Annotated in this window: 25 protein-coding genes; 16 read left to right on the top strand and 9 right to left on the bottom strand. The window is 71.8% G+C overall.

The window, feature by feature from the left end; all coding sequences use genetic code 11:
- The first annotated feature begins 59 nt into the window (after positions 1–59).
- Positions 60–428, top strand: coding sequence for a DUF779 domain-containing protein (locus BLW82_RS36920; protein ID WP_093505952.1), 369 nt, complete (start codon positions 60–62; stop codon positions 426–428).
- A gap of 141 nt (positions 429–569) precedes the next feature.
- Positions 570–1,742: a phosphodiester glycosidase family protein gene (locus tag BLW82_RS36915; protein WP_256216067.1), complete on the top strand. Its 1,173-nt coding sequence runs from the start codon at positions 570–572 to the stop codon at positions 1,740–1,742.
- Between the two features lie 21 nt (positions 1,743–1,763).
- Here the strand turns inward: BLW82_RS36915 and BLW82_RS36910 are convergent, their stop codons facing one another.
- The 6 genes from BLW82_RS36910 to BLW82_RS36890 form a co-directional block, all read right to left on the bottom strand.
- Entirely contained in the window at positions 1,764–1,958 is a 195-nt protein-coding gene (locus BLW82_RS36910; protein WP_093505948.1) for a hypothetical protein, read from the bottom strand.
- A gap of 101 nt (positions 1,959–2,059) precedes the next feature.
- Positions 2,060–2,203, bottom strand: a complete 144-nt coding sequence (locus BLW82_RS44710; protein WP_177233184.1) for a hypothetical protein — start codon at positions 2,201–2,203, stop codon at positions 2,060–2,062.
- Between the two features lie 81 nt (positions 2,204–2,284).
- Positions 2,285–3,358, bottom strand: a complete 1,074-nt coding sequence (locus tag BLW82_RS36905; RefSeq protein WP_093505946.1) for an acyl-CoA dehydrogenase family protein — start codon at positions 3,356–3,358, stop codon at positions 2,285–2,287.
- Positions 3,355–4,536, bottom strand: coding sequence for an acyl-CoA dehydrogenase family protein (locus tag BLW82_RS36900; RefSeq protein WP_093505944.1), 1,182 nt, complete (start codon positions 4,534–4,536; stop codon positions 3,355–3,357). The genes BLW82_RS36905 and BLW82_RS36900 overlap by 4 nt, the downstream gene beginning before the upstream one ends.
- Positions 4,533–5,501, bottom strand: a complete 969-nt coding sequence (locus tag BLW82_RS36895; protein WP_093505942.1) for an NADPH:quinone oxidoreductase family protein — start codon at positions 5,499–5,501, stop codon at positions 4,533–4,535. Before BLW82_RS36895 ends, BLW82_RS36900 begins: the two co-directional genes overlap by 4 nt.
- 120 nt (positions 5,502–5,621) lie before the next feature.
- Positions 5,622–6,194: a helix-turn-helix domain-containing protein gene (locus BLW82_RS36890; RefSeq protein WP_093505940.1), complete on the bottom strand. Its 573-nt coding sequence runs from the start codon at positions 6,192–6,194 to the stop codon at positions 5,622–5,624.
- A gap of 78 nt (positions 6,195–6,272) precedes the next feature.
- Between BLW82_RS36890 and BLW82_RS36885 the strand changes: the two genes are divergently transcribed.
- From BLW82_RS36885 to BLW82_RS36865, 5 genes are all read left to right on the top strand, one after another.
- A complete protein-coding gene (locus BLW82_RS36885; RefSeq protein WP_093505938.1) occupies positions 6,273–7,208 on the top strand; it encodes an NAD(P)/FAD-dependent oxidoreductase in 936 nt (311 codons plus the stop codon).
- Positions 7,209–7,262: 54 nt separating this feature from the next.
- Positions 7,263–8,801 carry an ATP-dependent DNA ligase gene (locus tag BLW82_RS36880; RefSeq protein WP_093505936.1) on the top strand — a complete coding sequence of 513 codons (1,539 nt, stop codon included), beginning with the start codon at positions 7,263–7,265 and terminating at the stop codon, positions 8,799–8,801.
- Positions 8,798–9,265, top strand: a complete 468-nt coding sequence (locus BLW82_RS36875) for an NUDIX hydrolase (RefSeq protein WP_093505934.1) — start codon at positions 8,798–8,800, stop codon at positions 9,263–9,265. The genes BLW82_RS36880 and BLW82_RS36875 overlap by 4 nt, the downstream gene beginning before the upstream one ends.
- 75 nt (positions 9,266–9,340) lie before the next feature.
- Complete coding sequence (locus tag BLW82_RS36870; protein ID WP_093505932.1) at positions 9,341–10,726, top strand: NADP-dependent succinic semialdehyde dehydrogenase; 1,386 nt, start codon at positions 9,341–9,343, stop codon at positions 10,724–10,726.
- 25 nt (positions 10,727–10,751) lie between these two features.
- Positions 10,752–10,982 carry a DUF6213 family protein gene (locus tag BLW82_RS36865; RefSeq protein ID WP_089105419.1) on the top strand — a complete coding sequence of 77 codons (231 nt, stop codon included), beginning with the start codon at positions 10,752–10,754 and terminating at the stop codon, positions 10,980–10,982.
- Positions 10,983–11,043: 61 nt separating this feature from the next.
- On the opposite strand, the gene BLW82_RS36860 is transcribed toward BLW82_RS36865, so the two are convergent.
- Entirely contained in the window at positions 11,044–11,706 is a 663-nt protein-coding gene (locus BLW82_RS36860) for a thiaminase II/PqqC family protein (RefSeq protein ID WP_093505929.1), read from the bottom strand.
- 184 nt (positions 11,707–11,890) lie between these two features.
- On the opposite strand from BLW82_RS36860, the gene BLW82_RS36855 reads away from it, so the two are divergent.
- The 3 genes from BLW82_RS36855 to BLW82_RS36845 are packed head-to-tail and all read left to right on the top strand — an operon-like array spanning position 11,891 to position 14,751.
- On the top strand, positions 11,891–12,958 hold the full coding sequence (locus tag BLW82_RS36855) for a type III polyketide synthase (RefSeq protein WP_093505927.1): 1,068 nt from the start codon (positions 11,891–11,893) through the stop codon (positions 12,956–12,958).
- A 2-nt stretch (positions 12,959–12,960) separates the two neighbouring features.
- Complete coding sequence (locus BLW82_RS36850; protein WP_093505925.1) at positions 12,961–14,223, top strand: cytochrome P450; 1,263 nt, start codon at positions 12,961–12,963, stop codon at positions 14,221–14,223.
- A 6-nt stretch (positions 14,224–14,229) separates the two neighbouring features.
- Positions 14,230–14,751, top strand: a complete 522-nt coding sequence (locus tag BLW82_RS36845; RefSeq protein WP_093505923.1) for a cupin domain-containing protein — start codon at positions 14,230–14,232, stop codon at positions 14,749–14,751.
- Positions 14,752–14,860: 109 nt separating this feature from the next.
- Here BLW82_RS36845 and BLW82_RS36840 read toward each other — a convergent pair whose 3' ends face one another.
- A complete protein-coding gene (locus BLW82_RS36840) occupies positions 14,861–16,087 on the bottom strand; it encodes an acyl-CoA dehydrogenase family protein (RefSeq protein ID WP_093505921.1) in 1,227 nt (408 codons plus the stop codon).
- 173 nt (positions 16,088–16,260) lie between these two features.
- On the opposite strand from BLW82_RS36840, the gene BLW82_RS36835 reads away from it, so the two are divergent.
- Complete coding sequence (locus BLW82_RS36835; protein ID WP_093505920.1) at positions 16,261–16,905, top strand: TetR/AcrR family transcriptional regulator; 645 nt, start codon at positions 16,261–16,263, stop codon at positions 16,903–16,905.
- Between the two features lie 118 nt (positions 16,906–17,023).
- Here BLW82_RS36835 and def read toward each other — a convergent pair whose 3' ends face one another.
- Complete coding sequence (def, locus tag BLW82_RS36830; protein ID WP_093505918.1) at positions 17,024–17,563, bottom strand: peptide deformylase; 540 nt, start codon at positions 17,561–17,563, stop codon at positions 17,024–17,026.
- A 151-nt stretch (positions 17,564–17,714) separates the two neighbouring features.
- Between def and BLW82_RS36825 the strand changes: the two genes are divergently transcribed.
- From BLW82_RS36825 to BLW82_RS36805, 5 genes are all read left to right on the top strand, one after another.
- Complete coding sequence (locus BLW82_RS36825; protein WP_093505916.1) at positions 17,715–18,953, top strand: Mur ligase family protein; 1,239 nt, start codon at positions 17,715–17,717, stop codon at positions 18,951–18,953.
- Positions 18,954–18,973: 20 nt separating this feature from the next.
- Positions 18,974–19,702: a type 1 glutamine amidotransferase gene (locus BLW82_RS36820; protein WP_093505915.1), complete on the top strand. Its 729-nt coding sequence runs from the start codon at positions 18,974–18,976 to the stop codon at positions 19,700–19,702.
- A 180-nt stretch (positions 19,703–19,882) separates the two neighbouring features.
- The gene (locus BLW82_RS36815) at positions 19,883–20,908 is read left to right on the top strand and encodes a 6-phosphofructokinase (protein WP_093505913.1); all 1,026 of its coding nucleotides are present in this window, start codon (positions 19,883–19,885) and stop codon (positions 20,906–20,908) included.
- Positions 20,909–21,107: 199 nt separating this feature from the next.
- Positions 21,108–22,058 (top strand): cytochrome c oxidase assembly protein, encoded by a 951-nt coding sequence (locus tag BLW82_RS36810; RefSeq protein WP_093505911.1) that lies wholly within the window; start codon positions 21,108–21,110, stop codon positions 22,056–22,058.
- 44 nt (positions 22,059–22,102) lie between these two features.
- A complete protein-coding gene (locus BLW82_RS36805) occupies positions 22,103–22,282 on the top strand; it encodes a hypothetical protein (protein ID WP_093505909.1) in 180 nt (59 codons plus the stop codon).
- Positions 22,283–22,303 lie beyond the last annotated feature (21 nt).

Below are 22,303 nucleotides of genomic sequence, written 5' to 3'. Positions count from 1 at the left end.
CGCCCCTGACGCCGCGTGAGACTGAGGGGATCCGACGCCCCCGGCCCAGGACGGTACCCATGGACGACGACAGGACCGCGCCCGCGCGCGTCGAACTCACCCCGCAGGCCGCCGAGCTGGTGCGCCGGCTCCACGCGGAGCACGGGCCGCTGATGTTCCACCAGTCCGGCGGCTGCTGCGACGGCAGCGCGCCCATGTGCTATCCGGACGGCGAGTTCCGTACCGGCGGCTCGGACGTGCTGCTGGCCGAGCTGGCGGTGGACGGGGTCGAGGAGCCGGTCACCTTCTGGATGTCCCGCAGCCAGTACGAGGCCTGGAGCCACACCCGGCTGATCGTGGACGTGGTACCCGGAAGGGGGAGCGGTTTCTCCCTGGAGGCACCCGAGGGGGTGCGTTTCCTCACCCGTTCTCGCGTAGTCGACGGCTAGCCGCCCCGCGGGCCACTCTCGTCTGCTGCACTTCCTGAGTCCCAGGAACTTGACGAGACTTCAGGGGGTGCGGTGACGCATCGTCGGAGACGGCTTGCAGCGACGACCCGAACTCTGTGCACGATTCTCACCACGTCCGGCGTGCTGGCCGGTGCGGCCCTCGTGGGGGCGGCACCGGCCGGCGCCGCGTCGGGCGCCGGCCGGATCGCGTCCGGCGTCGCCTACCGGCAGTTCGACCTCTCCGCGGCCAAGGGCACGGTCCACGTCCATCTGCTGACCGTCGACCTGACCGACCCGCACGTCCACGTCGACCTGCTCTCGCCGGGCGCGGTGGCCGCACGGTCGCCGGTGTCCGCGATGGCGGACGCGGCGGGCGCGGTCGCGGGCGTGAACGGCGACTTCTTCAACATCAACGAGACCCAGCACCCGGGCGTCCAGGTGACCGGTGCGAGCGTCGGTCCGGCGATCGCGCACGGCAGGGTGCTCAAGGCGGCGGTGCCGACGGCCCAGCGGTTCGGCCCGTCGCTGCCGCCGGGGACCGCCACCACCGACGTCCTCGGCGTCGGCGTGGACCGCCGGGCCCGGCTCGACCGGCTGACCCTGGTCGGCACGGTCCGCACCCCCGGCGGCACCCTGGCGCTGCGGGGGCTCAACCAGTACGCCCTGGCGCAGGGTTCCGTCGGTGCCTACACCGCCGCCTGGGGCTCGGCCTCCCGCAAGCGCGCCACCTGCGGCTCGGACACCGACCGGGCCGCCGGGTGCAGCACCGACACCTACGAGGTGCAGGTCCGCGGCGGCAAGGTCGTCGCCACGTCCGCCGGCCCGGGCAGCGGTGCGATCGCCGCGGGCACCACCGTCCTGCTGGGCCGGGAGGCCGGCGCGGACAGGCTGCGCGCCCTCACCAAGGGCGAACGGGTCACGGTGCGCGAGCGCATGGCGCCCTCCGCTTCCAAGATCCCGTACCGCTTCGCCGTCGGCGGCTACCCGGTGCTGCGGGACGGCGAGCCGCTGGCCGGTCTCGACGCCACCACCGCGGCGGTGCGCACGGCCGTCGGCTACGCGAACGGTGGGCGCAGGCTGCTGCTGCTCGCGCTGGACGGCGCGGTGGCCTACCGCAGGGGCCTGACCATCGCTGAAGTAGCGTCCGAAATGCGGCAGTTGGGAGCGGCCGACGCGTTCAGCCTGGACGGCGGCGGCTCCACGACCATGGTGGCCCGCACCGCGGGCGCGAAGACGGTGAGCGTGCTCAACCACCCGACCGAGAGCCCGGCACGCGCCGTGGCGAACGGGATCGGGGTCTTCTGGAAACCCTGACGGAACCCCCGGGCGGCAGGCTCAGGGCCGCAGACTGCTGACCAGGTCCGCGGTCGCGGTGAGCCCGCTGGTGATGGTCGGCGCCATGCTGGTGCTGGCCAGGAAGAACCCGAACAGCATGCAGACCAGGGCGTGCGAGATCTTCAGCGCGCCCTGGCGCATGAAGATCACGGCCAGCAACAGGAGCAGCAGCACCACAGAGATGGAAACGGCCACGCGAACCTCCTCCGCCACGCCCGTTCCGGGGCGTTCGGCCGCAAGTGTGGCGTAGCGGAGGGTGGGGCCGTGCGGTTGACACGGCCCCCGTTCGAGTGGTGTTACGACCCGGCGTGGTTGTCCGGGAAGGCATCCGGACCTGCCAGGCCGTCGGTGCCGAAGTGGTCGGTTCCGGCGGCCGGCAGTTCACCCCACAGCGCGTCGCGGCCGGGCCCGGCCACGTCGGGGGTGTTCCAGAAGCGCACCGTCTGATCAGCGGGGCCGAAGGGGACGGGCGCCGAGGTGCCGAGGCCGGTGAGCCGGCCGTCGTGGCCGAGGGCCGAGAATCAGGGCGCCTGAAGATCGACCAGTTCGGCCAGGGCCTCCCGATGCGCCCCCGCCGTACCGAAGGCGATCGAGTCAGCCTTCGCCCGCTTCAGATACAGGTGGATCGGATGTTCCCAGGTCATCCCGATCCCCGCATGCAGCTGCAGCGCCTCCTCGGCGGCGTGCACGGCAACCGGCCCCGCATAAGCCTGCGCAACGGCCACCGACACCTCGGCATCACCGCCGGAGGCCAGCGCGTCGGCCGCACCGCGCGCCGCCGCACGCAGGTTCACGACCTCCAGCCACAACTGCGCCAGCCGGTGTTTGACCGCCTGGAACCCGCCCACCGGCCGGTTGAACTGCTTGCGCTCCTTGAGGTACCGCACGGTCTCGGTCAGCGCCCACTCGGCGACGCCGAACTGCTCGGAGGCCAGCAGCCCGGCCCCGGCCCGCAGCGCCCGCCGTACCGCGGGCTCCGCGTCGCCCACGCGCCGTCCCGGCGCCCCGTCCAGGGTGACCGTGGCGAGCGGCCGGGTCAGGTCGAAGGACACCTGCGGGGTGACGGTCACGGCACCCGCCTCGACCGCGTACAGCCCGCCGTCGTCCCCGGGCACCAGCAGCACGTCCGCGGCGACCGCGTCCGCGATCCCGGTCAACTCGCCGTGCAGACGCCCGTCCTCGACACGTACGGCCTGGAACTCGCCGCCCGGCGCGACGTGCAGCCCCACCGCCAGCGCCCCGACGGTCCGCCCGGACGCCAGCTTCCCGAGCAGCTGCCCGTCGCCGCAGGCCAGCAGCGCCTCGGTCGCCACCACGGCACTGGTCAGATACGGCACGGGCGCCACCGCCCGCCCCAGCTCCTCCAGGACGACGGCGACCTCGCGGTGCGAGGCACCCTGGCCGCCCAGTTCCTCGGGGACCAGCAGCCCGGCGAGACCCATGCCCTCGGTGAGGGCCTTCCAGGCGGCCGGGTCGTACGGGGTGTCGGACTCGGTGCGGGCGATGACGCCCGGCGCGTCGCAGTGGTCGGCGAGCAGGTCCCGCACCGCGGCCCGCAGTGCCTCTTCCTCCTCCGAGTACAGCAGATCCGTCATCGGGCCAGGTCCTTCCAGGCGACGTCCTTGTCGGTGCGCGGTTCGGCCGGCAGGCCCAGGACGCGCTCGGCGACGATGTTCAGCAGGACCTCGCTGGTCCCGCCCTCGATGCTGTTGCCCTTGGCACGGAGGTAGCGGTAGCCGGCGTCGCGGCCGGTGAAGTCCACCAGTTCGGGCCGCCGCATGGTCCAGTCGTCGTACAACAGGCCTTCCTCGCCTCGGAGTTCGACCTCGAGGCCGCTGATCTCCTGGTTGAGGCGGGCGAAGGCGAGCTTCATGCCGGCGCCCTCGGGGCCGGGCTGGCCCGCGACGAGCTGCTGGCGCAGGCGCTCGGCGGTGAGGCGGGCGACCTCGGACTCGACCCACAGCTTCAGCAGCCGCTGGTGCAGGTCGTGGGTGCGCAGCTCGGGGCGTTCGCGCCAGGTCTTCGCGACCGGGCCGATCATGCCGCCCTCGCGGGGCAGCCGCATGCCGCCGATGGCGACGCGCTCGTTGTTCAGGGTGGTCTGCGCGACCCGCCAGCCGTCGCCGATCGCGCCGAGGCGACGGGAGTCGGGGATACGGACGTCGGTGAGGAAGACCTCGTTGAACTCGGCCTCGCCGGTGATCTGCCGCAGCGGGCGGACGTCGACGCCGGGGTCGGTCATGTCGCAGATGAAGTAGGTGATGCCCGCGTGCTTGGGCACGTCCGGGTCGGTGCGGGCGATGAGGATGGCCCAGCGGGAGTTGTGCGCGCCGGAGGTCCACACCTTCTGGCCGTTCACCACCCATGCGTCGCCCTCGCGGACGGCGCGGGTGCCCAGCGCGGCCAGGTCGGATCCGGCGCCCGGCTCGCTGAACAGCTGGCACCAGACCTCCTCGCCGATCCACAGCGGTCGCAGGTAGCGCTGCTTCTGCTCCTCCGTGCCGTACTTGAGGATGGTCGGCGCGGCCATGCCGAGCCCGATGCCGTTGCGGCGGGAGTCGTTGTCGGGAGCGCCCGCGGCTTCCAGTTCGGCGTCCACGACGGCCTGGAGGGAGCGCGGGGCGCCGAGGCCGCCGAGGCCCTCCGGGTAGTGCACCCAGGCCAGTCCCGCGTCGAAGCGGGCCTTGAGGAAGTCGAGCCGGTCCGTCGAGGCGGGCGGGTACGCGGCCAGCAGCTCGGCGGTGCGGCGCGTGAGTTCGGCGGCGTCGGTCATGCTGCGGCTCCGTTCGGTACGACGGTGACCCGGCCGGTGGTGACGCCGTCGCCGACCCGCTGGACGGCCGCCGCGGCCTCGGACAGCGGGACCCGCTCGCTGACCAGGGGCTTGATGGCGCCCTTGGCGGCCAGCTCGGTGAGCTGCCGGTGGCAGTCCAGGATCAGCCTGGGGTTCTTGGTGGCGTACAGGCCCCAGTGCAGGCCTTGGATGGAGTAGTTCTTCACCAGGGCGTGGTTGAGCGCCGGGCTGGGGATGGTGCCGCTGGCGAAGCCGACGACCACGATCCGGCCCTCGAAGGCGACGACCTTGGTGGACTGGGTGTAGGCGTCGCCGCCGACCGGGTCGTAGATCACGTCGGCGCCCCGGCCGCCGGTGGCCTCCTTGACGGCCGCGACGACGTCCTCGGCGCGCCGGTCGACGACGACGTCACAGCCCTGTTCGCGGGCGACGGCGGCCTTGTCGGCGCCGCCGACCACGCCGATCACGCGCGCCCCGGCCGCCTTGCCGAGCTGGACGGCCGCGCTGCCGACCCCGCCGGCGGCGGCGTGCACGAGCAGGGTCTCGCCGGCCTGGAGGGCCGCCCTGCGGTGGAGTCCGAACCAACCCGTCTGGTAGCCGATGTGCAGCGCGGCGGCCTCGGCGTCGTCCAGCGCGTCCGGGGCGGGCAGCAGCGCGGCGGCGTCCGCGACCGCGTACTCGGCGAAACCGCCGTGCGGCAGCGCGGGGTTGGCGATCACCCGGCGTCCGTCCTCGGTCTCGCCGCAGATCTCGACGCCCGGGGTGAACGGCAGCGGCGGACGCACCTGGTAGTGGCCCCGGCACATCAGGACGTCGGGGAAGTTGATGTTGGCGGCACGCACCCTGAGCAGCACCTGGCCGTCGCCGGGCGTGGGCCGCTCCACCTCCTGGAGCCGCATCACCTCGCTCGGCTCGCCGTTCTCGTGCACTTGCCATGCCTGCATGCGGTGCCTCCACGGGACTGCGTCGACTGCGTCGTCCGACCGTCGTCTGACCGGGTCCACCGCATACTAAGCGGTCGCTTGCCATGGAGGGAACAGCCGCCCGGGGCAACGCCGGATTCGTCACGCCCGCTTCGGCCGCGCCCGCACGTGCATCCGCTCCCCCTGGGGCCCGAACAGGCTGAGGAACTCCACCGGGCCCTCCCCCGTCGACCCGAACCAGTGGGGCACCCGGGTGTCGAACTCGGCTGCCTCCCCCGGGCCCAGCACGACGTCGTGCTCCCCCAGCACCAGCCGCAGCTTCCCGGACAGCACGTAGAGCCACTCGTAGCCCTCGTGGGTGCGCGGCTCGGGTTCCAGCTTCCGCTGCGGCTCGACCACCTTGAAGGCCTGGAGGCCGCCGGGCTGCCGGGTGAGCGGCAGGAAGGTGCGGCCGTACCGCTCCATCGGCTTGGCCCGCACCCGGGGATCGCCGGCCGGCGGGGCGCCGACCAGTTCGTCCAGGGGCACCTGGTGGGCCTGCGCGATCGGCAGCAGCAGCTCCAGGCTGGGTTTGCGCAGCCCGGACTCCAGCCGGGAGAGGGTGCTGACCGAGATACCGGTGGTCTCGGAGAGGGCGGCGAGGGTGACCTCACGCTCCTTGCGGAGCCGGCGCAGCCGGGGCCCCACGCCCGCGAGGACGTCGTCCGTAGTCATGCCTGCATTGCAGTTTCGGCAAAGACGTTTGTCAATCCGGCAGTACCCGGGCGACCCTCGGCCGCGGAGGTGGTCACCATGACCGACACGTACGAGGTGGTCGTCGTCGGAGGCGGCGCGGCCGGACTGTCCGCCGCGCTGGTGCTGGGCCGGGCCCGGCGCCGCACCCTGGTCGTCGACGCGGGCGAGCCGCGCAACGCCCCGGCGGCCCACATGCAGGGCTTCCTGTCCCGCGACGGCATGCCGCCCGCGGAGTTCCTGGCGGTGGGCCGGGAGGAGATCGCCCGGTACGGGGTGGAGCTGGTCCGGGACCGAGCGGTGGACGCGACGAAGGACGAGGCGGACCGCTTCGCGGTGGTGCTGGCGGGCGGCCGGACGGTCCGGGCCCGGCAGCTGGTCGTCGCCACCGGCCTGAAGGACGAGCTCCCGCCCGTCCCCGGGGTGGCCGAGCGCTTCGGCCGGGATGTGCTGCACTGCCCGTACTGCCACGGCTGGGAGGTCCGCGACCAGGCGTTCGGCGTGCTGGCCACGACCCCGATGAGCGTGCATCAGGCGCTGATGGTCACCCAGTGGTCCAAGGACGTGACCCTCTTCCTGCACCGGGTCGAGGAGAGGGAGCTGACCGACGACGACCTGCGGCGGCTGGCCGCGGCCGGGGTGCGGGTGGTGCCGGGCGAGGTCGCCGGGCTGCGGGTCGAGGACGACCGGCTGACCGGCGTACGGCTCGCCGACGGCGGCGTGCACGACCGGGAGGCGCTGTTCGTCGCGCCCCGCCCGGTCCCGCAGAACGCGCTGTTCCGCGCGCTCGGCGCGGAGCCGGCCGAGACCCCCTTCGGCACCTACCCGGTGATCGACGAGCTGGGCCGGACGACCGTGCCGGGACTGTGGGCGGCCGGCAACGCGAGCGGTTTCGCCGAGCAGGTGGTCAACGCGGCGAGCCGCGGCTACCGGGCCGGCGCGGCGATCAACGGCGAGCTGCTCTTCGCGGACCTGGACGCGGCCGTGCGGGCGTAGTCCGGGCGCGTACGTGGTGGTGTGGTCGGGGCGCACCCGGTGCACCATGGCTGCATGCTGCTGACCCGGCTCGCCGAAGTGTCCCGGGAGGTCGCCGCCACCGCGGCCAGGTCCCGCAAGACCGCGCTGCTCGCCGAACTCTTCCGGGAGACGGCTCCCGACGACGTCCCGGTCGTCATCCCCTACCTGGCCGGCCGGATCCCGCAGGGCCGCCTCGGCGTCGGCTGGAAGGTGCTGAGCCGGCCCGTCCCGGCGGCCGGCGAACCGTCCCTCACCGTGCGCGAGGTCGACGCCCGGCTCAGCGAGCTCGGCAAGGTCTCCGGGGCCGGTGCGCAGGCCGAACGGGTCCGGATCGTGGGCGAGTTGATGGGCGCGGCGACGGCGGACGAACAGCGCTTCCTGCTGGGGCTGCTCTCCGGCGAGGTGCGCCAGGGTGCCCTGGACGCGGTCGCGGTCGAAGGGCTCGCGCAGGCGACCGGCGCGGACCCGGCCGACGTCCGCCGGGCGGTGATGCTCGCCGGGTCCCTCCAGACGGTCGCGGCGGCGCTGCTGGCGGACGGCCCGCCGGCCCTGGACCGCTTCCGGCTCACCGTCGGCCGCCCGGTTCTGCCCATGCTGGCGCACACCGCCTCCTCGGTCGCCGAGGCGGTGCAGAAGCTGGGCGGCTCGGCGGTCGAGGAGAAGCTGGACGGCATCCGGGTCCAGGTCCACCGGGACGGCGACACGGTACGGGTCTTCACCCGCACCCTGGACGACATCACCGACCGTCTTCCCGAGGTGACCTCCGCCGCACGCGCGTTGGGCGGCGACCGGTTCGTCCTGGACGGCGAGGTGATCTCCTTCGGCGCGGACGGCCGGCCCCGTTCCTTCCAGGAGACGGCGGGCCGGGTCGGCTCCCGGACCGACGTGGCGAAGGCGGCCCGTCAGGTCCCGGTCTCCCCGGTCTTCTTCGACGCGCTCTCGGTCGACGGCCACGACCTGCTCGACCTTCCGTTCGCCGAACGGCACGCGGAGCTGGCCCGGCTGGTCCCCGAGCCGATGCGGGTGCGCCGGGCGCTGGTGGCCGGGCCGGACGACACGGCGGCCGCCGAGGAATTCCTCGCGGCCGCCCTCGCTCGCGGCCACGAGGGCGTGGTCGTCAAGTCGCTGGACGGCCCCTACAGCGCGGGCCGCAGGGGCGCCTCCTGGCTGAAGGTGAAGCCCGTCCACACCCTCGACCTGGTCGTGCTGGCCGCCGAGTGGGGCCACGGCCGCCGCACCGGCAGGCTGTCCAACCTCCACCTCGGCGCCCGCAACCCGGACGGCACCTTCGCCATGCTCGGCAAGACCTTCAAGGGCATGACCGACGCGGTGCTGCAGTGGCAGACCGCCCGGCTCAAGGAGCTGGAGGTCTCCGACGACGGCCGGCTGGTGACCGTGCGCCCGGAACTCGTCGTCGAGATCGCCTACGACGGCCTGCAGCGCTCCTCCCGCTACCCGGCCGGCGTCACCCTGCGCTTCGCGCGCGTCGTCCGCTACCGCGAGGACAAACGGCCGGAGGAGGCAGATACGGTGGAAACCCTGCTGGCCGCGCACCCGGAGGTACGGCGTTGACGGAGCCGAGGCGAAGCGCCGGACTGCTGTTGTTCCGGCATACCGGCGAGGGCGTCGAGGTCCTGCTCGGCCATATGGGCGGCCCGTTCTTCGCGAAGAAGGACGCGGGCGCCTGGACCGTCCCCAAGGGCGAGTACGAGCCGGACGAGCCGGCCTGGGACGCGGCCCGCCGCGAGTTCCAGGAGGAGCTGGGGCTCGCACCGCCGGACGGGACGGCGATCGAACTGGGCGAGGTGCGGCAGACCAACGGCAAGATCGTCACCGCGTGGGCGATCGAGGCGGACCTGGACCCGGACACGATCGACCCCGGCACCTTCGTGATGGAGTGGCCGCCGCGCTCGGGCCGGATCCAGGAGTTCCCCGAACTGGACCGGGTGGCCTGGCTGAGCCCGGACCGGGCCCGCGAGGTGATCGTCAAGGCACAGGCGACGTTTCTCGACCGGCTGGCGGAGCACTCGGGCTGAACGGAGCCCCATACGTTGCGGCCGACCCGGCCGCGCGCGAAGGTCTTAGCAAGCCCGCTCCCAGGGAGGTCAGCCATGCCCATCGCGACGGTCAACCCGGCGAACGGCGAGACGCTCGAAACGTTCGAGCCCATGGACGAGGACGAGCTCGAACGCCGGCTCGAACTCGCCGAGGCGACGTTCCGCACGTACCGCACGAGCACCTTCGCCGAGCGCGCCCGGCTGCTGCACGCCGCCGCCGGTCTGCTGGAAGCGGACCTGGACGACATCGCGCGCACCATGACCACCGAGATGGGCAAGCCGCTGAAGCAGGCCCGCGCGGAGGCCGCCAAGTGCGCGAAGGCGATGCACTGGTACGCCGACCACGCGGAGGAGCTGCTGGCCGACGAGGAGCCGGCGGACACGGACGTGAAGGACTCGGGCGCGTCCCGGGTGCGGGTGCGCTACCGGCCGATCGGGCCGGTGCTCGCCGTGATGCCGTGGAACTTCCCGCTCTGGCAGGTGGTCCGCTTCGCCGCACCCGCGCTGATGGCGGGCAACGTGGGCCTGCTCAAACACGCGTCCAACGTCCCGCAGACCGCCCTGTACCTGGAGGACCTGTTCCACCGGGCCGGCTTCACCGAGGGCTGCTTCCAGACCCTGCTGATCGGGTCCGGCGCGGTCGACGACATCCTGCGCGACGAGCGGGTACGGGCGGCGACGCTCACCGGCAGCGAGCCCGCGGGCCGCGCGGTCGCCGCCACCGCCGGCGAGATGATCAAGAAGACGGTCCTGGAACTGGGCGGCAGCGACCCGTACGTGGTGATGCCCTCGGCGGACGTCGACCGCGCCGCGCGGATCGCGGTGACGGCGCGCGTGCAGAACAACGGGCAGTCGTGCATCGCCGCGAAGCGGTTCATCGTGCACACCGACGTCTACGACGCGTTCGTCGAGAAGTTCGTGGCCGGCATGGCGGCGCTGCGCATGGGCGACCCGATGGACGAGGCGACGGACGTCGGGCCGCTCGCCAGCGAGCAGGGGCGCAAGGACCTGGAGGAGCTGGTCGAGGACGCCAAGCGGTCGGGTGCCCGGGTGCTGTGCGGCGGGGAGCGGCCGGACGGGCCCGGCTGGTTCTACCCGCCGACCGTCCTGGCCGGGATCCACCGCGACATGCGCATCCACCGCGAGGAGGCGTTCGGGCCGGTGGCCACGGTGTACCGGGCCGGGGACCTGGACGAGGCGATCCTCATCGCCAACGACTCACCCTTCGGACTGAGTTCGAACGTGTGGACGCGGGACGAGGCCGAGGTCGACCGGTTCGTACGGGACCTGGAGGCCGGTGGCGTGTTCGTCAACGGCATGACCGCCTCCCACCCGGCGTTCCCGTTCGGCGGGGTGAAGCGGTCCGGATACGGCCGTGAGCTGTCCGGGCACGGAATCCGGGAGTTCTGCAACATCACGACCGTTTGGCAGGGTGCGTGAGGGTTGCGCGACTACGATCCCGAGTGTGAACCGCGAAGTGACCCTGCCTCTGATCGTCGACGACCGCGGGACCTTGCAGGTTGCCGCGGCCGACGTGAGTAAGTTGTTGCGGACGTTGGGGGCACGGTGGCTGCGTCTGGTGGAGGCCGACGAGGGCGGGCTGGACGAGGACACGGTGGCCGCGCTGACCATCGAGCTCGCGAAGCTCGCCGACCGGATCGACGTGGCCTGTATCGCCCACAGCAGTGGGGAGTAACGGTCGTTCGGGCGGGTGCCGGCCGGTGGGGGCTTGTCGCGCGGTTCCTCCCCCGGCGCCCCTAGGTACGTGAAGTGAGGGACGTCCAGAACATCACCTCGTACGCCTGGAGCAGGCGGCCGTAGGCGTACACCCGCTTCTCGTCCAGGCGGCCCGAGTCCAGTCCCGCCCGCACCGCCTCCGCCGCCTGTGCGTCCAGCGCCGGAGCCGGGGTCGCGAAGAAGTCGAAGAAGGCGCAGGCCTCGTCGGTGAAGCCGTAGTGGGTGCGCAGGCCCTGCGCGATGCTCGCGCAATACGTGCCCCACGTGGCGAAGTTGGCCGTGATGGCGAGGACGGCGTCCGCCGGGGCCGCGTTGAGGGCCAGCCAGGAGATGTACGCCGGGTACGCCTGGCAGCCCGGCAGGGGCTCGTACGCCCGCATGCGCTCGTCATCCACTTCGCACGCCTCGGCGAACGCGCCCAGCCGCTCCGCCGCCAGTTCCTCGCCCCCGGCCAGCAAGGTGAAGAACCCGGCGGCCGCCGGCTCCTCGGAAGCGCGCTGCGCCAGATGCAGGAACGCGCGCCGGTCGGCGGGGATCACACGGTGTTGTTCCAGGGCGAGTGCGGCGAGTGTCTCCCGACTCGCCCGGCCGCCGGCGACGAGGGGGACCAATGGATTGGCGTTCGAGTCCGGGGCAAGCTCTGACCTGGTCTTTTCCAGCATTTCCGCGGCCGTGCCGGGCATCGCGTCCTCCTCGTGCGGATAGCTCTGTGCTGCTCCGACCCTGACACGGGGTCACCGGTTCGGAGTAGTCCGGCGAGAGATCGTCGCCCTCACGGGTGATCGTGAAGGAACCACCTCCTGAGGTGAACCACCTCTCTGACCGGTCGGGCCAAACCCGCCGGAAGGCTGAAAGCAGGCACGGTTCATGGCGACTTTGTGCAAACCCTCAGTGTCGGTCCCGGAGTACGTGATCACGATGGAGGAGACGCTGGAACTGGCGCGCTCCCACCACGAGAACCACCCGCAGCTGCCGCTGGCGCTGAGACTGATCGAGAACACGGGCGTACGCACCCGGCACATCGTGCAGCCGATCGAGGAAACCCTGAAGCACCCCGGCTTCGAGGAGCGCAACAAGCTCTACGAGACCGAGGCCAAGGCCCGGGTCCCCGCAGTCATCCAGCGGGCGCTCGACGAGGCCGAACTGCTCACCACCGACATCGACGTGATCATCTACGTCTCGTGCACGGGCTTCATGATGCCGTCGCTCACGGCCTGGCTGATCAACGAGATGGACTTCGACTCCACCACCCGCCAGATCCCCATCGCGCAGCTCGGCTGCGCGGCGGGCGGAGCGGCGATCAACCGGGCGCACGACTTCTGCTCGGCGTACCCGAACGCCAACGCCCTCATCGTGGCCTGCGAGTTCTGCTCGCTGTGCTACCAGCCGACCGACCTCGGCGTCGGCTCGCTGCTCTCCAACGGCCTCTTCGGTGACGGCATCGCCGCCGCCGTGGTCCGCGGCCAGGGCGGCACGGGCGTCGAACTCGAACGCAACGGCTCGTACCTGATCCCGAAGACCGAAGAGTGGATCATGTACGACGTGCGGGCGACCGGGTTCCACTTCCTGCTGGACAAGCGGGTCCCCGCGACCATGGAGCCGCTGGCTCCGGCTCTCCAGGACCTGGCGGGGATGCACGGCTGGGACGCGTCCGACCTGGACTTCTACATAGTCCACGCGGGCGGCCCGCGAATCCTGGACGACCTGAGCAAGTTCCTCCAGGTCGACCCGCACGCCTTCCGGTTCAGCCGGTCCACGCTCACCGAGTACGGCAACATCGCGAGCGCCGTCGTCCTGGACGCGCTGCGCCGGATGTTCGACGAGGGCGGTGCCGAGCACCAGGCGCGCGGCCTGCTTGCCGGGTTCGGTCCCGGCATCACGGCGGAGATGTCGCTGGGTCGCTGGCGGCGTCCGGGCGGAGAGGCGGCGCGATAGAGATGGCACTCACCGAACCGCTCGACCCCGCCGGCGAAGCCGCAGAGGAGGCCGCCGGTGCGGCCACCCGCGCGGCCGCCTGCCCGGTCCGGCACTGGGAGGTGCCGGACCTGGCGGGGGTGGACTTCGACCCCACCCTGGCGGAGCTGATGCGGGAGGGCCCGGTCACCCGGATCCGGCTTCCCAACGGCGAGGGCTGGGCGTGGCTGGTCACCCGGTACGACGACGTGCGGATGGTGGCCAACGACCCCCGGTTCAGCCGTGAGGCGGTGACGACGCAGCCGGTCACCCGGCTCGCCCCGCACTTCATCCCGGACCGCGGCGCGGTCGGCTTCCTGGACCCGCCCGACCACACGCGGCTGCGCCGCACGGTGGCCCCCGCGCTCACCTCCAAGGGTGTGGAGCGGGTCCGGGAGAAGGCCCGCCTGATGCTGGACGAGCTCGTCGACGAGCTCGTCCAGGACGGCCCGCCCGCCGACCTCACGGCCACGGTGCTCAGCCCGTTCCCCATCGCGGTGATCTGCGAGGTGATGGGCGTACCGGCCGCCGACCGGGACACCATGCACATCTGGACCCAGTTGATCCTGTCCTCCAGCCACGGCAAGGAGGTCAGCGAGGAGGCCAAGCGCGAGATGAGGGCCTACTTCGCCGAGCTCGTCGAGCTGCGGGAGCACAGCACGAGCGAGGACGTGTGCTCACTGCTGGGCGCCGCCGTGGGCCGCGGCGAGGTGACGCTGGAGGAGGCCGTCGGTCTCGCCGTCCTCCTCCAGATCGGCGGCGAGGCGGTCACCAACAACAGCGGGCAGATGCTCTACCTGCTGCTGACCCGCCCCGACCTCCTCGACCGGCTGCGCACCGAGCCGGCGATCCGCCCCCGGGCGCTCGACGAACTGCTGCGCTGGATCCCGCACCGCAGCGCGGTCGGGCTGTCCCGGATCGCCACGCGGGACGTGGAGATCGGGGGCGTACGGATCCGCGCGGGCGACGCGGTCTACGTCTCGTACCTGGCCGCCAACCGCGATCCGGAGGTCTTCCCGGACCCCGAGACGATCGACTTCACCCGCAGTCCCAACCCACACGTCTCCTTCGGGTTCGGCCCGCACTACTGCCCCGGCGGCCGGCTCGGCAGGCTGGAGGAGGAACTCCTCCTCGACGCCCTGCTCGACCGGCTGCCCGGCCTGCGGCTCGCCGTACCTCCGGAGCAGGTGCCCTTCAGGAAGGGCGCGCTGATCCGGGGACCCGAAGCACTACCGGTGACCTGGTGAGTGCCCATGACCACAGCCGAGGGACTCCTCGTCCCACCGGGACACGGGCGCGTGGTCCACACGCCGGCCCAGCGCGTCACCTTCAAGGTGACGGGAACGCACTCGCGGATGGCCTCCACCTTCGAGGTGGACGTCCCGCCGGGCTTCGACGTGGGCGCCCATGTGCACACCCGCAGCGAGGAGCTGTTCTACGTCCTCGAAGGCGAGCTGGACGTCCTCGCCTTCGAGCCACGCATCCGCACCCCCGACAACTGGCAGAAGTGGGAGTCGAGTTCGGGCACGAGGGTGGTACGGGCAACCCCGGGCACGCTGATCGCCGTGCCCCCCGGCTGCCCGCACGCCTTCGCCAACCCGACGGACGCCCCCGCGCGGATGTTCTTCCAGTCCTCCCCGCCACCCGACCACGAGCGCTACTTCGAGGAACTCCTGGAGATCCTGGGCAGCGGCGGTCCTCCGGACCACGAGGCCATCGAGATACTCCGCAAGCGCTACGACATCGAGCAACTGACCCCTCTGAAGCACCGGTGAGGAGTTCGCCCGGGGGTGCTGGGGGTACCCCCGGCCGAAAGCTGGGGGAGGAGCTGCGCGGGCAGCCACGACGCACGGCCGGCCCGCGACGCACCCGCACCCCGCGGCGTTACCGGATCGGCATCCCCGACAAGGTACGGGCGATCACCAGGCGCTGGATCTCACTCGTCCCCTCGAAGATCGTGTAGATCGCCGCGTCCCGGTGCATCCGCTCCACCGGATACTCCCGCGTGTACCCGTTCCCGCCCAGGATCTGGATCGCCTGGGCGGTCACCTTCTTCGCCGTCTCGCTCGCGAACAGCTTCGACATCGAGCCCTCGGCCGCGGTGAACGGCTTCCCGTTCACCGCCATCCAGGACGCCCGCCACACCAGCAGCCGGGCCGCGTCGACGGCCGTCCGCATGTCGGCGAGCTGGAACGCAACGCCCTGGTTGTCGATGATCGGCCGCCCGAACTGCTCCCGGGTCACGGCGTAGTCGAGGGCGACCTCGTAGGCGGCGCGGGCCGTACCGACGGCCATCGCGCCGACGGCGGGCCGCGAGGCCTCGAACGTGGCCATCGCCGCGTTCTTCACCCGCTCACCGCCCGACTTCGCCCGCTCCCGGGCCCTGGCGAGGCGCTCGTCCAGTTTCTCCTTGCCGCCGAGCAGGCAGGACCCGGGCACCCGGGCGTTGTCCAGGACGACCTCGGCGGTGTGCGAGGCACGGATCCCGTGCTTCTTGAACTTCTGGCCCTGGGACAGGCCGGGCGTCCCCGGCGGGACGATGAAGGAGGCGTGGCCCTTGGAGCCGAGCTCCGGGTCGACGACCGCGACGACGACGTGGACGTTGGCGATGCCGCCGTTGGTCGCCCAGGTCTTGGTGCCGTTGAGCACCCACTCGTCCTTGGCCTCGTCGTAGACGGCCCGGGTGCGCATGGAGGCCACGTCGGAGCCGGCGTCGGGCTCGGAGGAGCAGAACGCGGCGACCTTCACGTCGTTGGTGTCGCCGTACATCTGGGGGATCCAGGTGCCGATCTGCTCCTCGGTGCCGTTGGCGAGGACGCCGACGGCGGCGAGGCCCGTGCCCACGATGGACAGGGCGATGCCCGCGTCGCCCCAGAACAGCTCCTCCATGGCCATCGGGATACCGAGGCCGGTGGGGTCGAAGTACTGCTGGGCGTAGAAGTCCAGGGAGTAGATGCCGACCTTCGCGGCCTCCTGGATGACCGGCCAGGGAGTCTCCTCACGCTCGTCCCATTCGGCGGCTGCGGGACGGATCACGTCGGCGGCGAAACCGTGCAGCCAGTCCCGGACCTCCTTCTGTTCGTCGTTGAGTTCCATGGTGAACTCGGCCATGACCCCTCCAGCGGCGGCGCATAATGTGTTACTAGCGGTAACCCGAGTCTGTTACTCGTCGGTAGGAAAAGTCAACTCCCAAGGTCACCTCGGCAGCCAGTTCGAGAGCAGATGGCTGTCAGGTGTTAGTTTGCGCAGGCGTCACCGAAAAGAGCACGGGGTGGGGAGAGCACATGGACACCACGCAGCGGACCGAACAGCAACGGTCCGCCGACCGCCGACGGCGCGAGCTGCTGGAGGCCGCCGACCGGGTGGTGCTGCGCGACGGCCCACAGGCTTCCATGAACGCCATCGCGGCGGAGGCGGGCATCACCAAACCCATCCTCTACCGCCACTTCGGCGACAAGAGCGGGCTGTACGCGGCACTGGCCAAGCGGCACACGGACGCGCTGCTGAACTCGCTGCGGGCCGCGCTGGACGCTCCGGCGGAGCGCCGTGAGCGCGTCGAGGCGACCCTGGACACGTACCTCGCGGCGATCGAGGCGCGGCCTCAGGTGTACCGGTTCCTGATGCATCCCGCCGAGGGCGGCACGGGGGCCGACCAGGGGTTCGACGTGGGGAAGCACTCGGCTCCGCTGCTGCGGCGGATGGGCGAGGAGCTGGCGCAGGTCATCGAGGACCGGCTGGACCTCGGGCCCGGGAGCCAGCAGCTGGCGCGGGTGTGGGGGCACGGGATCGTCGGGATGATGCATGCCGCAGGGGACTGGTGGCTGGGGGAACGGCCCTGTTCTCGTGCGGAACTGGTGAAGAGTTTGGCGGACCTTTTGTGGGGGCGGCTCGCTGCGGCCGGGGACAAGATCGGCGGCCCGGGGTTCTGAGGGTCGGGTTTCGGCTGACCGCCGGTGGGGGCTCGTCGCGCCCACGCGGCGGTGGCCGCACGTCGAATGCGGCGGTGGCCGTACATCGAATACGGCCCCGCGCCCCCGGTGTCTCTCCTCACCGGCGCCACGAGGAGGTGGCCACCTGGCGCATCAGCCTGCGCTTGCGCCAGCCCGTGACATGGTCGGCGTAGACGCGGCCCTCCAGGTGGTCGGTCTCGTGCTGGAGGCATCTCGCGAAGAAGCCCGTGCCGTGGACGGTGATCGGCTCCCCCGTCGCCGTGAAGCCCTCGACCACCGCGTGGTCGTACCGCTCCGTGCCCGCCTCCAGGCCCGGCAGGGACAGACAGCCCTCGGGGCCGCGGAGTGTGATGCCGTCCGCCGCCACCAGGCGGGGGTTCACGACGTGGCCCAGGTGCCGGACGTCCTCGTCGTCGGGGCAGTCGAAGACGAACACCCGCAGTGGCTCGCCCACCTGGTTCGCCGCCAGGCCCACACCCTCCGCCGCGTACATCGTCGCGAACAAGTCCTCCACGAGCCGGGAGAGTTCGGGGCCGAACTCGGTGACCTCCGCGCAGCGGGCGTGCAGGACGGGGTCGCCGAGCAGGGTGAGGGGCCGGACCCGCCCGTGGGCGCCCGGAATGGAACCGTGTCGCATGGCCGCAAGGGTACGGTTCGGGTGGGCCCCTGCTCGCCGCGCAGGCATGGGCCGGAATTCGGGTGTGCGAATGGATCTCGATAGGCTGAGGTGCACACCACGTTGCCGGATGGCTCAGGCGCGGCGCGTACGCAAGGAGGATCGAGAACTGATGGCAGGCAACTCGGACCCGCTCACGCCGCGGGCCAAGCTGGCCGTGACCGCGGGCAAGGCGGTCGCGGCGGCGTCCCGGGCAGCGGGGCGCGGCAGCGGATCCGTGATCGGTGGCCGGGTGGCGCTCAAACTCGACCCCGACCTACTCGCCCGGCTCGCCCAGAACCTGGACGTGACCCTCGTCTCGGCGACGAACGGCAAGACGACGACCACCAGGCTGATCGCCGAGGCCCTGAAGGCCGCGGGGCCGGTCGTCTCCAACGCGCTCGGCGCCAACATGCCTGCCGGTATCACCTCGGCCCTGGCGGGCGGCTCTGAGTCCAAGTTCGGTGTGATCGAGGTCGACGAGAAGTACCTGGCCGGGGTGGCCCGGGACACCGACCCGAAGTGCATCGCCCTGCTCAACCTCTCCCGGGACCAGCTCGACCGCGCCGCCGAGACCCGCATGCTCGCCGAGAACTGGCGGGAGGGGCTGGCCGGGTCGAAGGCCGTCATCGTGGCGAACTGCGACGACCCGCTGGTGGTCTGGGCCGCGTCCTCCTCCCCGAACGTGATCTGGGTCGCCGCCGGGCAGATGTGGAAGGACGACGCCTGGTCCTGCCCGTCCTGCGGCGGTGTGATGCAGCGGCCCGGCGACGACTGGTTCTGCGGCGAGTGCGGGTTCCGGCGGCCGACGCCGAGCTGGGTGCTCTCCGGGGACCACGTGCTCGACCCGCACGGGTCGGCCTGGCCGATCCACCTGCAGCTGCCGGGGCGCGCCAACAAGGCGAACGCAGCCTCCTCGGCCGCCGTCGCCGCGGTCTTCGGGGTGCCGCCGCAGGTCGCCCTGGAGCGGATGTACCAGGTGCAGGCCGTCGCGGGACGCTACGACGTCGTCCAGTTCCAGGGGCGCGACCTGCGTCTGCTCCTCGCCAAGAACCCGGCCGGCTGGCTGGAGACGTTCTCGCTGATCGACCCGCCGCCGGCGCCGGTCATCCTCTCCGTGAACGCGCGCGGCGCCGACGGCACCGACACCTCCTGGCTGTGGGACGTCGACTACACGCGCCTGACCGGCCACCCGATCTTCGTGCTCGGTGACCGCAAGCTGGACCTCGCGGTACGTCTCGAGGTCGCGAACCAGCACTTCCAGGTCTGCGACTCCCTCGACCAGGCGGTCCAGATGTGCCCGCCGGGCCGGATCGAGGTCATCGCGAACTACACCGCGTTCCAGGACCTGCGCCGCCGCGTCGGCAACTGACCACGAAGGACGAACCGTTCATGAGCGACAACCAACTGCGGCTGGTGTGGATCTACCCCGACCTGCTCAGCACCTACGGCGACCAGGGCAACGCGCTCGTCGTGGAGCGCCGGGCCCGGCAGCGCGGTCTCGACGTGGCCCGGCTGGACGTGCGCAGCGACCAGCCGATCCCGACCTCCGGCGACATCTACCTGATCGGCGGGGGTGAGGACCGTCCGCAGCGGCTCGCCGCCGAGCGGCTGCGCCGCGACGGGCACCTGTACCGGGCGGTGGAGAACGGCGCGATCGTGTTCTCCGTGTGCGCCGGCTACCAGATCCTCGGGCACGAGTTCATCAACGACCTCGGGCAGCGCGAGCCCGGTCTCGGCCTGCTCGACGTGACCACCGTGCGCGGCACCGGCGAGCGGTGCGTCGGTGACGTCCTCGCCGACATCGACCCGCGGCTCGGGCTGCCCCCGCTCACCGGGTTCGAGAACCACCAGGGCGTCACTCAGCTCGGCCCCACCGCCCGCCCCCTCGCCCGGGTCCAGCTGGGCAAGGGCAACGGCACCGGGGACGGCACGGAGGGCGCGTACAACGACACCGTCTTCGGCACGTACATGCACGGTCCGGTGCTCGCCCGCAACCCGCTCATCGCGGACCTGCTGCTGAAGCTGGCGCTCGATGTGAACGCGCTGCCGCCGATCGACGACCGCTGGTACGAGGCACTGCGCAACGAGCGCATCGCGGCCGCTCAGCAGCCCGCCTGAGCTGCGTCGGAACGGCCGGTCCCGGGCCCGCCTGACAGGGTGTCCGCTCACATGTGCGGGCGCGTCCAGCAGGCGGACGCCCGGTACGGAATGACCCCCTTGCGCCGGTAGGGTGGCCGCGATGTCAGCCGGACAGCGTGGTCCGGTCTCCGGCCCACGTGGAGAAGGTTGTTTCGGGCTATGCGCATTGGTGTCCTCACCTCCGGCGGCGACTGCCCCGGCCTGAACGCCGTCATCCGGTCCGTCGTGCACCGCGCCGTCGCCGACCACGGCGACGAGGTCATCGGCTTCCGGGACGGCTGGAAGGGCCTCCTGGAGTGCGACTACCTCAAGCTCGACCTCGACGCCGTGGCCGGCATCCTGGCCCGCGGCGGCACCATCCTCGGATCGTCCCGGGTCCAGCCCTCCCATCTGCGGGACGGCGTGGAGCGGGCCAGGGGCCATGTCGCCGAGCTCGGCCTCGACGCGATCATCCCGATCGGCGGTGAGGGCACGCTGAAGGCGGCCCGGCTGATGTCGGACGCCGGCCTGCCGATCGTCGGCGTCCCGAAGACCATCGACAACGACATCGCCGTCACCGACGTGACCTTCGGCTTCGACACGGCCGTGGGGGTCGCCACCGAGGCCCTCGACCGGCTGAAGACCACCGCCGAGTCCCACCAGCGGGTGCTCGTCGTCGAGGTCATGGGCCGGCACACCGGCTGGATCGCCCTGCACTCCGGGATGGCGGCCGGCGCCCACGCCATCGTCGTCCCCGAACGGGCCTTCGACATCGAGGAGTTGGCCCGCCGGGTCGGCGAGCGGTTCGAGGCGGGCAAGCGGTTCGCGATCGTCGTCGCGGCGGAGGGAGCCAAGCCGAAGCCGGGCACGATGGCCTTCGACGAGGGCGGCAAGGACATCTACGGCCACGAGCGGTTCGCCGGGATCGCCCGGCAGCTCTCCATCGAGCTGGAGCAGCGGCTCGGCAAGGAGGCGAGGCCGGTCATCCTCGGGCACGTGCAGCGGGGTGGTACGCCGACGGCGTACGACCGCGTCCTGGCGACGCGGTTCGGCTGGCACGCGGTGGAGGCGGCGCACCGCGGGGAGTTCGGTCACATGACCGCGCTGCGGGGGACCGACATCGTGATGGTGCCGCTGGCCGAGGCGGTGGAGACGCTGAAGACGGTTCCCGCGCAGCGCTACGACGAGGCGGAGACCGTGCTCTGAGGGACCTCGCCGCAGGAGGTTCTGATTCGTTGCCCGGTGCGGGTGCGTTGTGGCTGGTCGCCCGGTTCCTCCCGCGGCCTTCGGCCTGGGGGCACCCCTGAGTCGGCTGCCCGGCCCCCGGTCGCACGTGCGGTCGGCGGCGGTTCTAGTCTGGGGTCGGCAGTAAACGTACAACCCCCCACGAATCAGGAGCCGCCGGATGGATCACAGCGGGCACGGCATGACGATGGATCTGCCGCCGTTCACGCTGGGGCGCGGGCTGGACTGGTCGGCGGATCCCTTCTTCCTCGTCGCCTGCCTCGCGGGGCTGGCGCTGTACGGGTGGGGTGTGGTGCGGCTGCGGCGGCGCGGGGACGCGTGGTCCGTGGGGCGGACCGTGTCGTTCGTCGTGGGTGTGCTGACGATCATGCTCGTGATGTGCACCAGGCTGAACGACTACGGGATGGTCATGTTCAGCGTGCACATGGTGCAGCACATGATCATCAGCATGCTCTCGCCGATCCTGATCCTGCTGGGCGCCCCGATGACCCTGGCGCTGCGTGCGCTGCCCGTCGCCGGGCGGGGCCGGAAGGGGCCGCGTGAGCTGCTGCTGGCCCTGCTGCACAGCCGGTACATGCGGATCATCACCCATCCCGCCTTCACGATCCCGCTGTTCATCGCGAGCCTGTACGCGCTCTACTTCACACCGCTCTTCGACTTCCTGATGGGCTCCAAGGCCGGGCACATCGCGATGATGCTGCACTTCCTCGCCGTCGGTGTCGTCTTCTTCTGGCCGATCATCGGCGTCGACCCGGGGCCGCACCGCCCGGGATACCTCATGCGGATGCTGGAGCTGTTCGCGGGCATGCCGTTCCACGCGTTCTTCGGCATCGCGTTGATGATGGCGTCGGAGCCGATGGTGGGGACCTTCAAGAACCCGCCCGCCTCGCTCGGCATCGACGCGCTCTCCGACCAGAACGCGGCCGGCGGGATCGCCTGGGCGTTCAGTGAGGTCCCGTCCGTCCTGGTGCTGATCGCCCTGCTGTTCCAGTGGTACGGCTCCGAGCAGCGCCAGGCCCGGCGTACGGACCGGGCCGCCGACCGGGACGGCGACAAGGAGCTCGAGGCGTACAACGCGTATTTGGCCTCATTGAACGCACGCGAGGGCTGAGCGGGGCACCATGGAGGGAGTCGGACCATGAGGAGGGTGTCGCGATGCCCGGTTCTGCGAACGGCTCGGACGGTGCCACCAAGGCGATGGGGGTGCTCACCGTCGGCGGCCTCGTCGTGGTGACGGCCTACACGGTGGCCCTCGGCAGCAACGGCTGGCTCTGGTTCGGCTGGGTGGTCCTGGGCCTGCTGACCCTGGCGATGGTGGTCACCCAGAGCAACTGACCCAGCCGAACCGTCCCGGCG

This window comes from Streptomyces sp. Ag109_O5-10, from assembly GCF_900105755.1.
In the GTDB taxonomy this organism is placed as follows: Bacteria; Actinomycetota; Actinomycetes; order Streptomycetales; family Streptomycetaceae; genus Streptomyces.
This window is presented reverse-complemented; position numbering and strand designations above follow the sequence as displayed.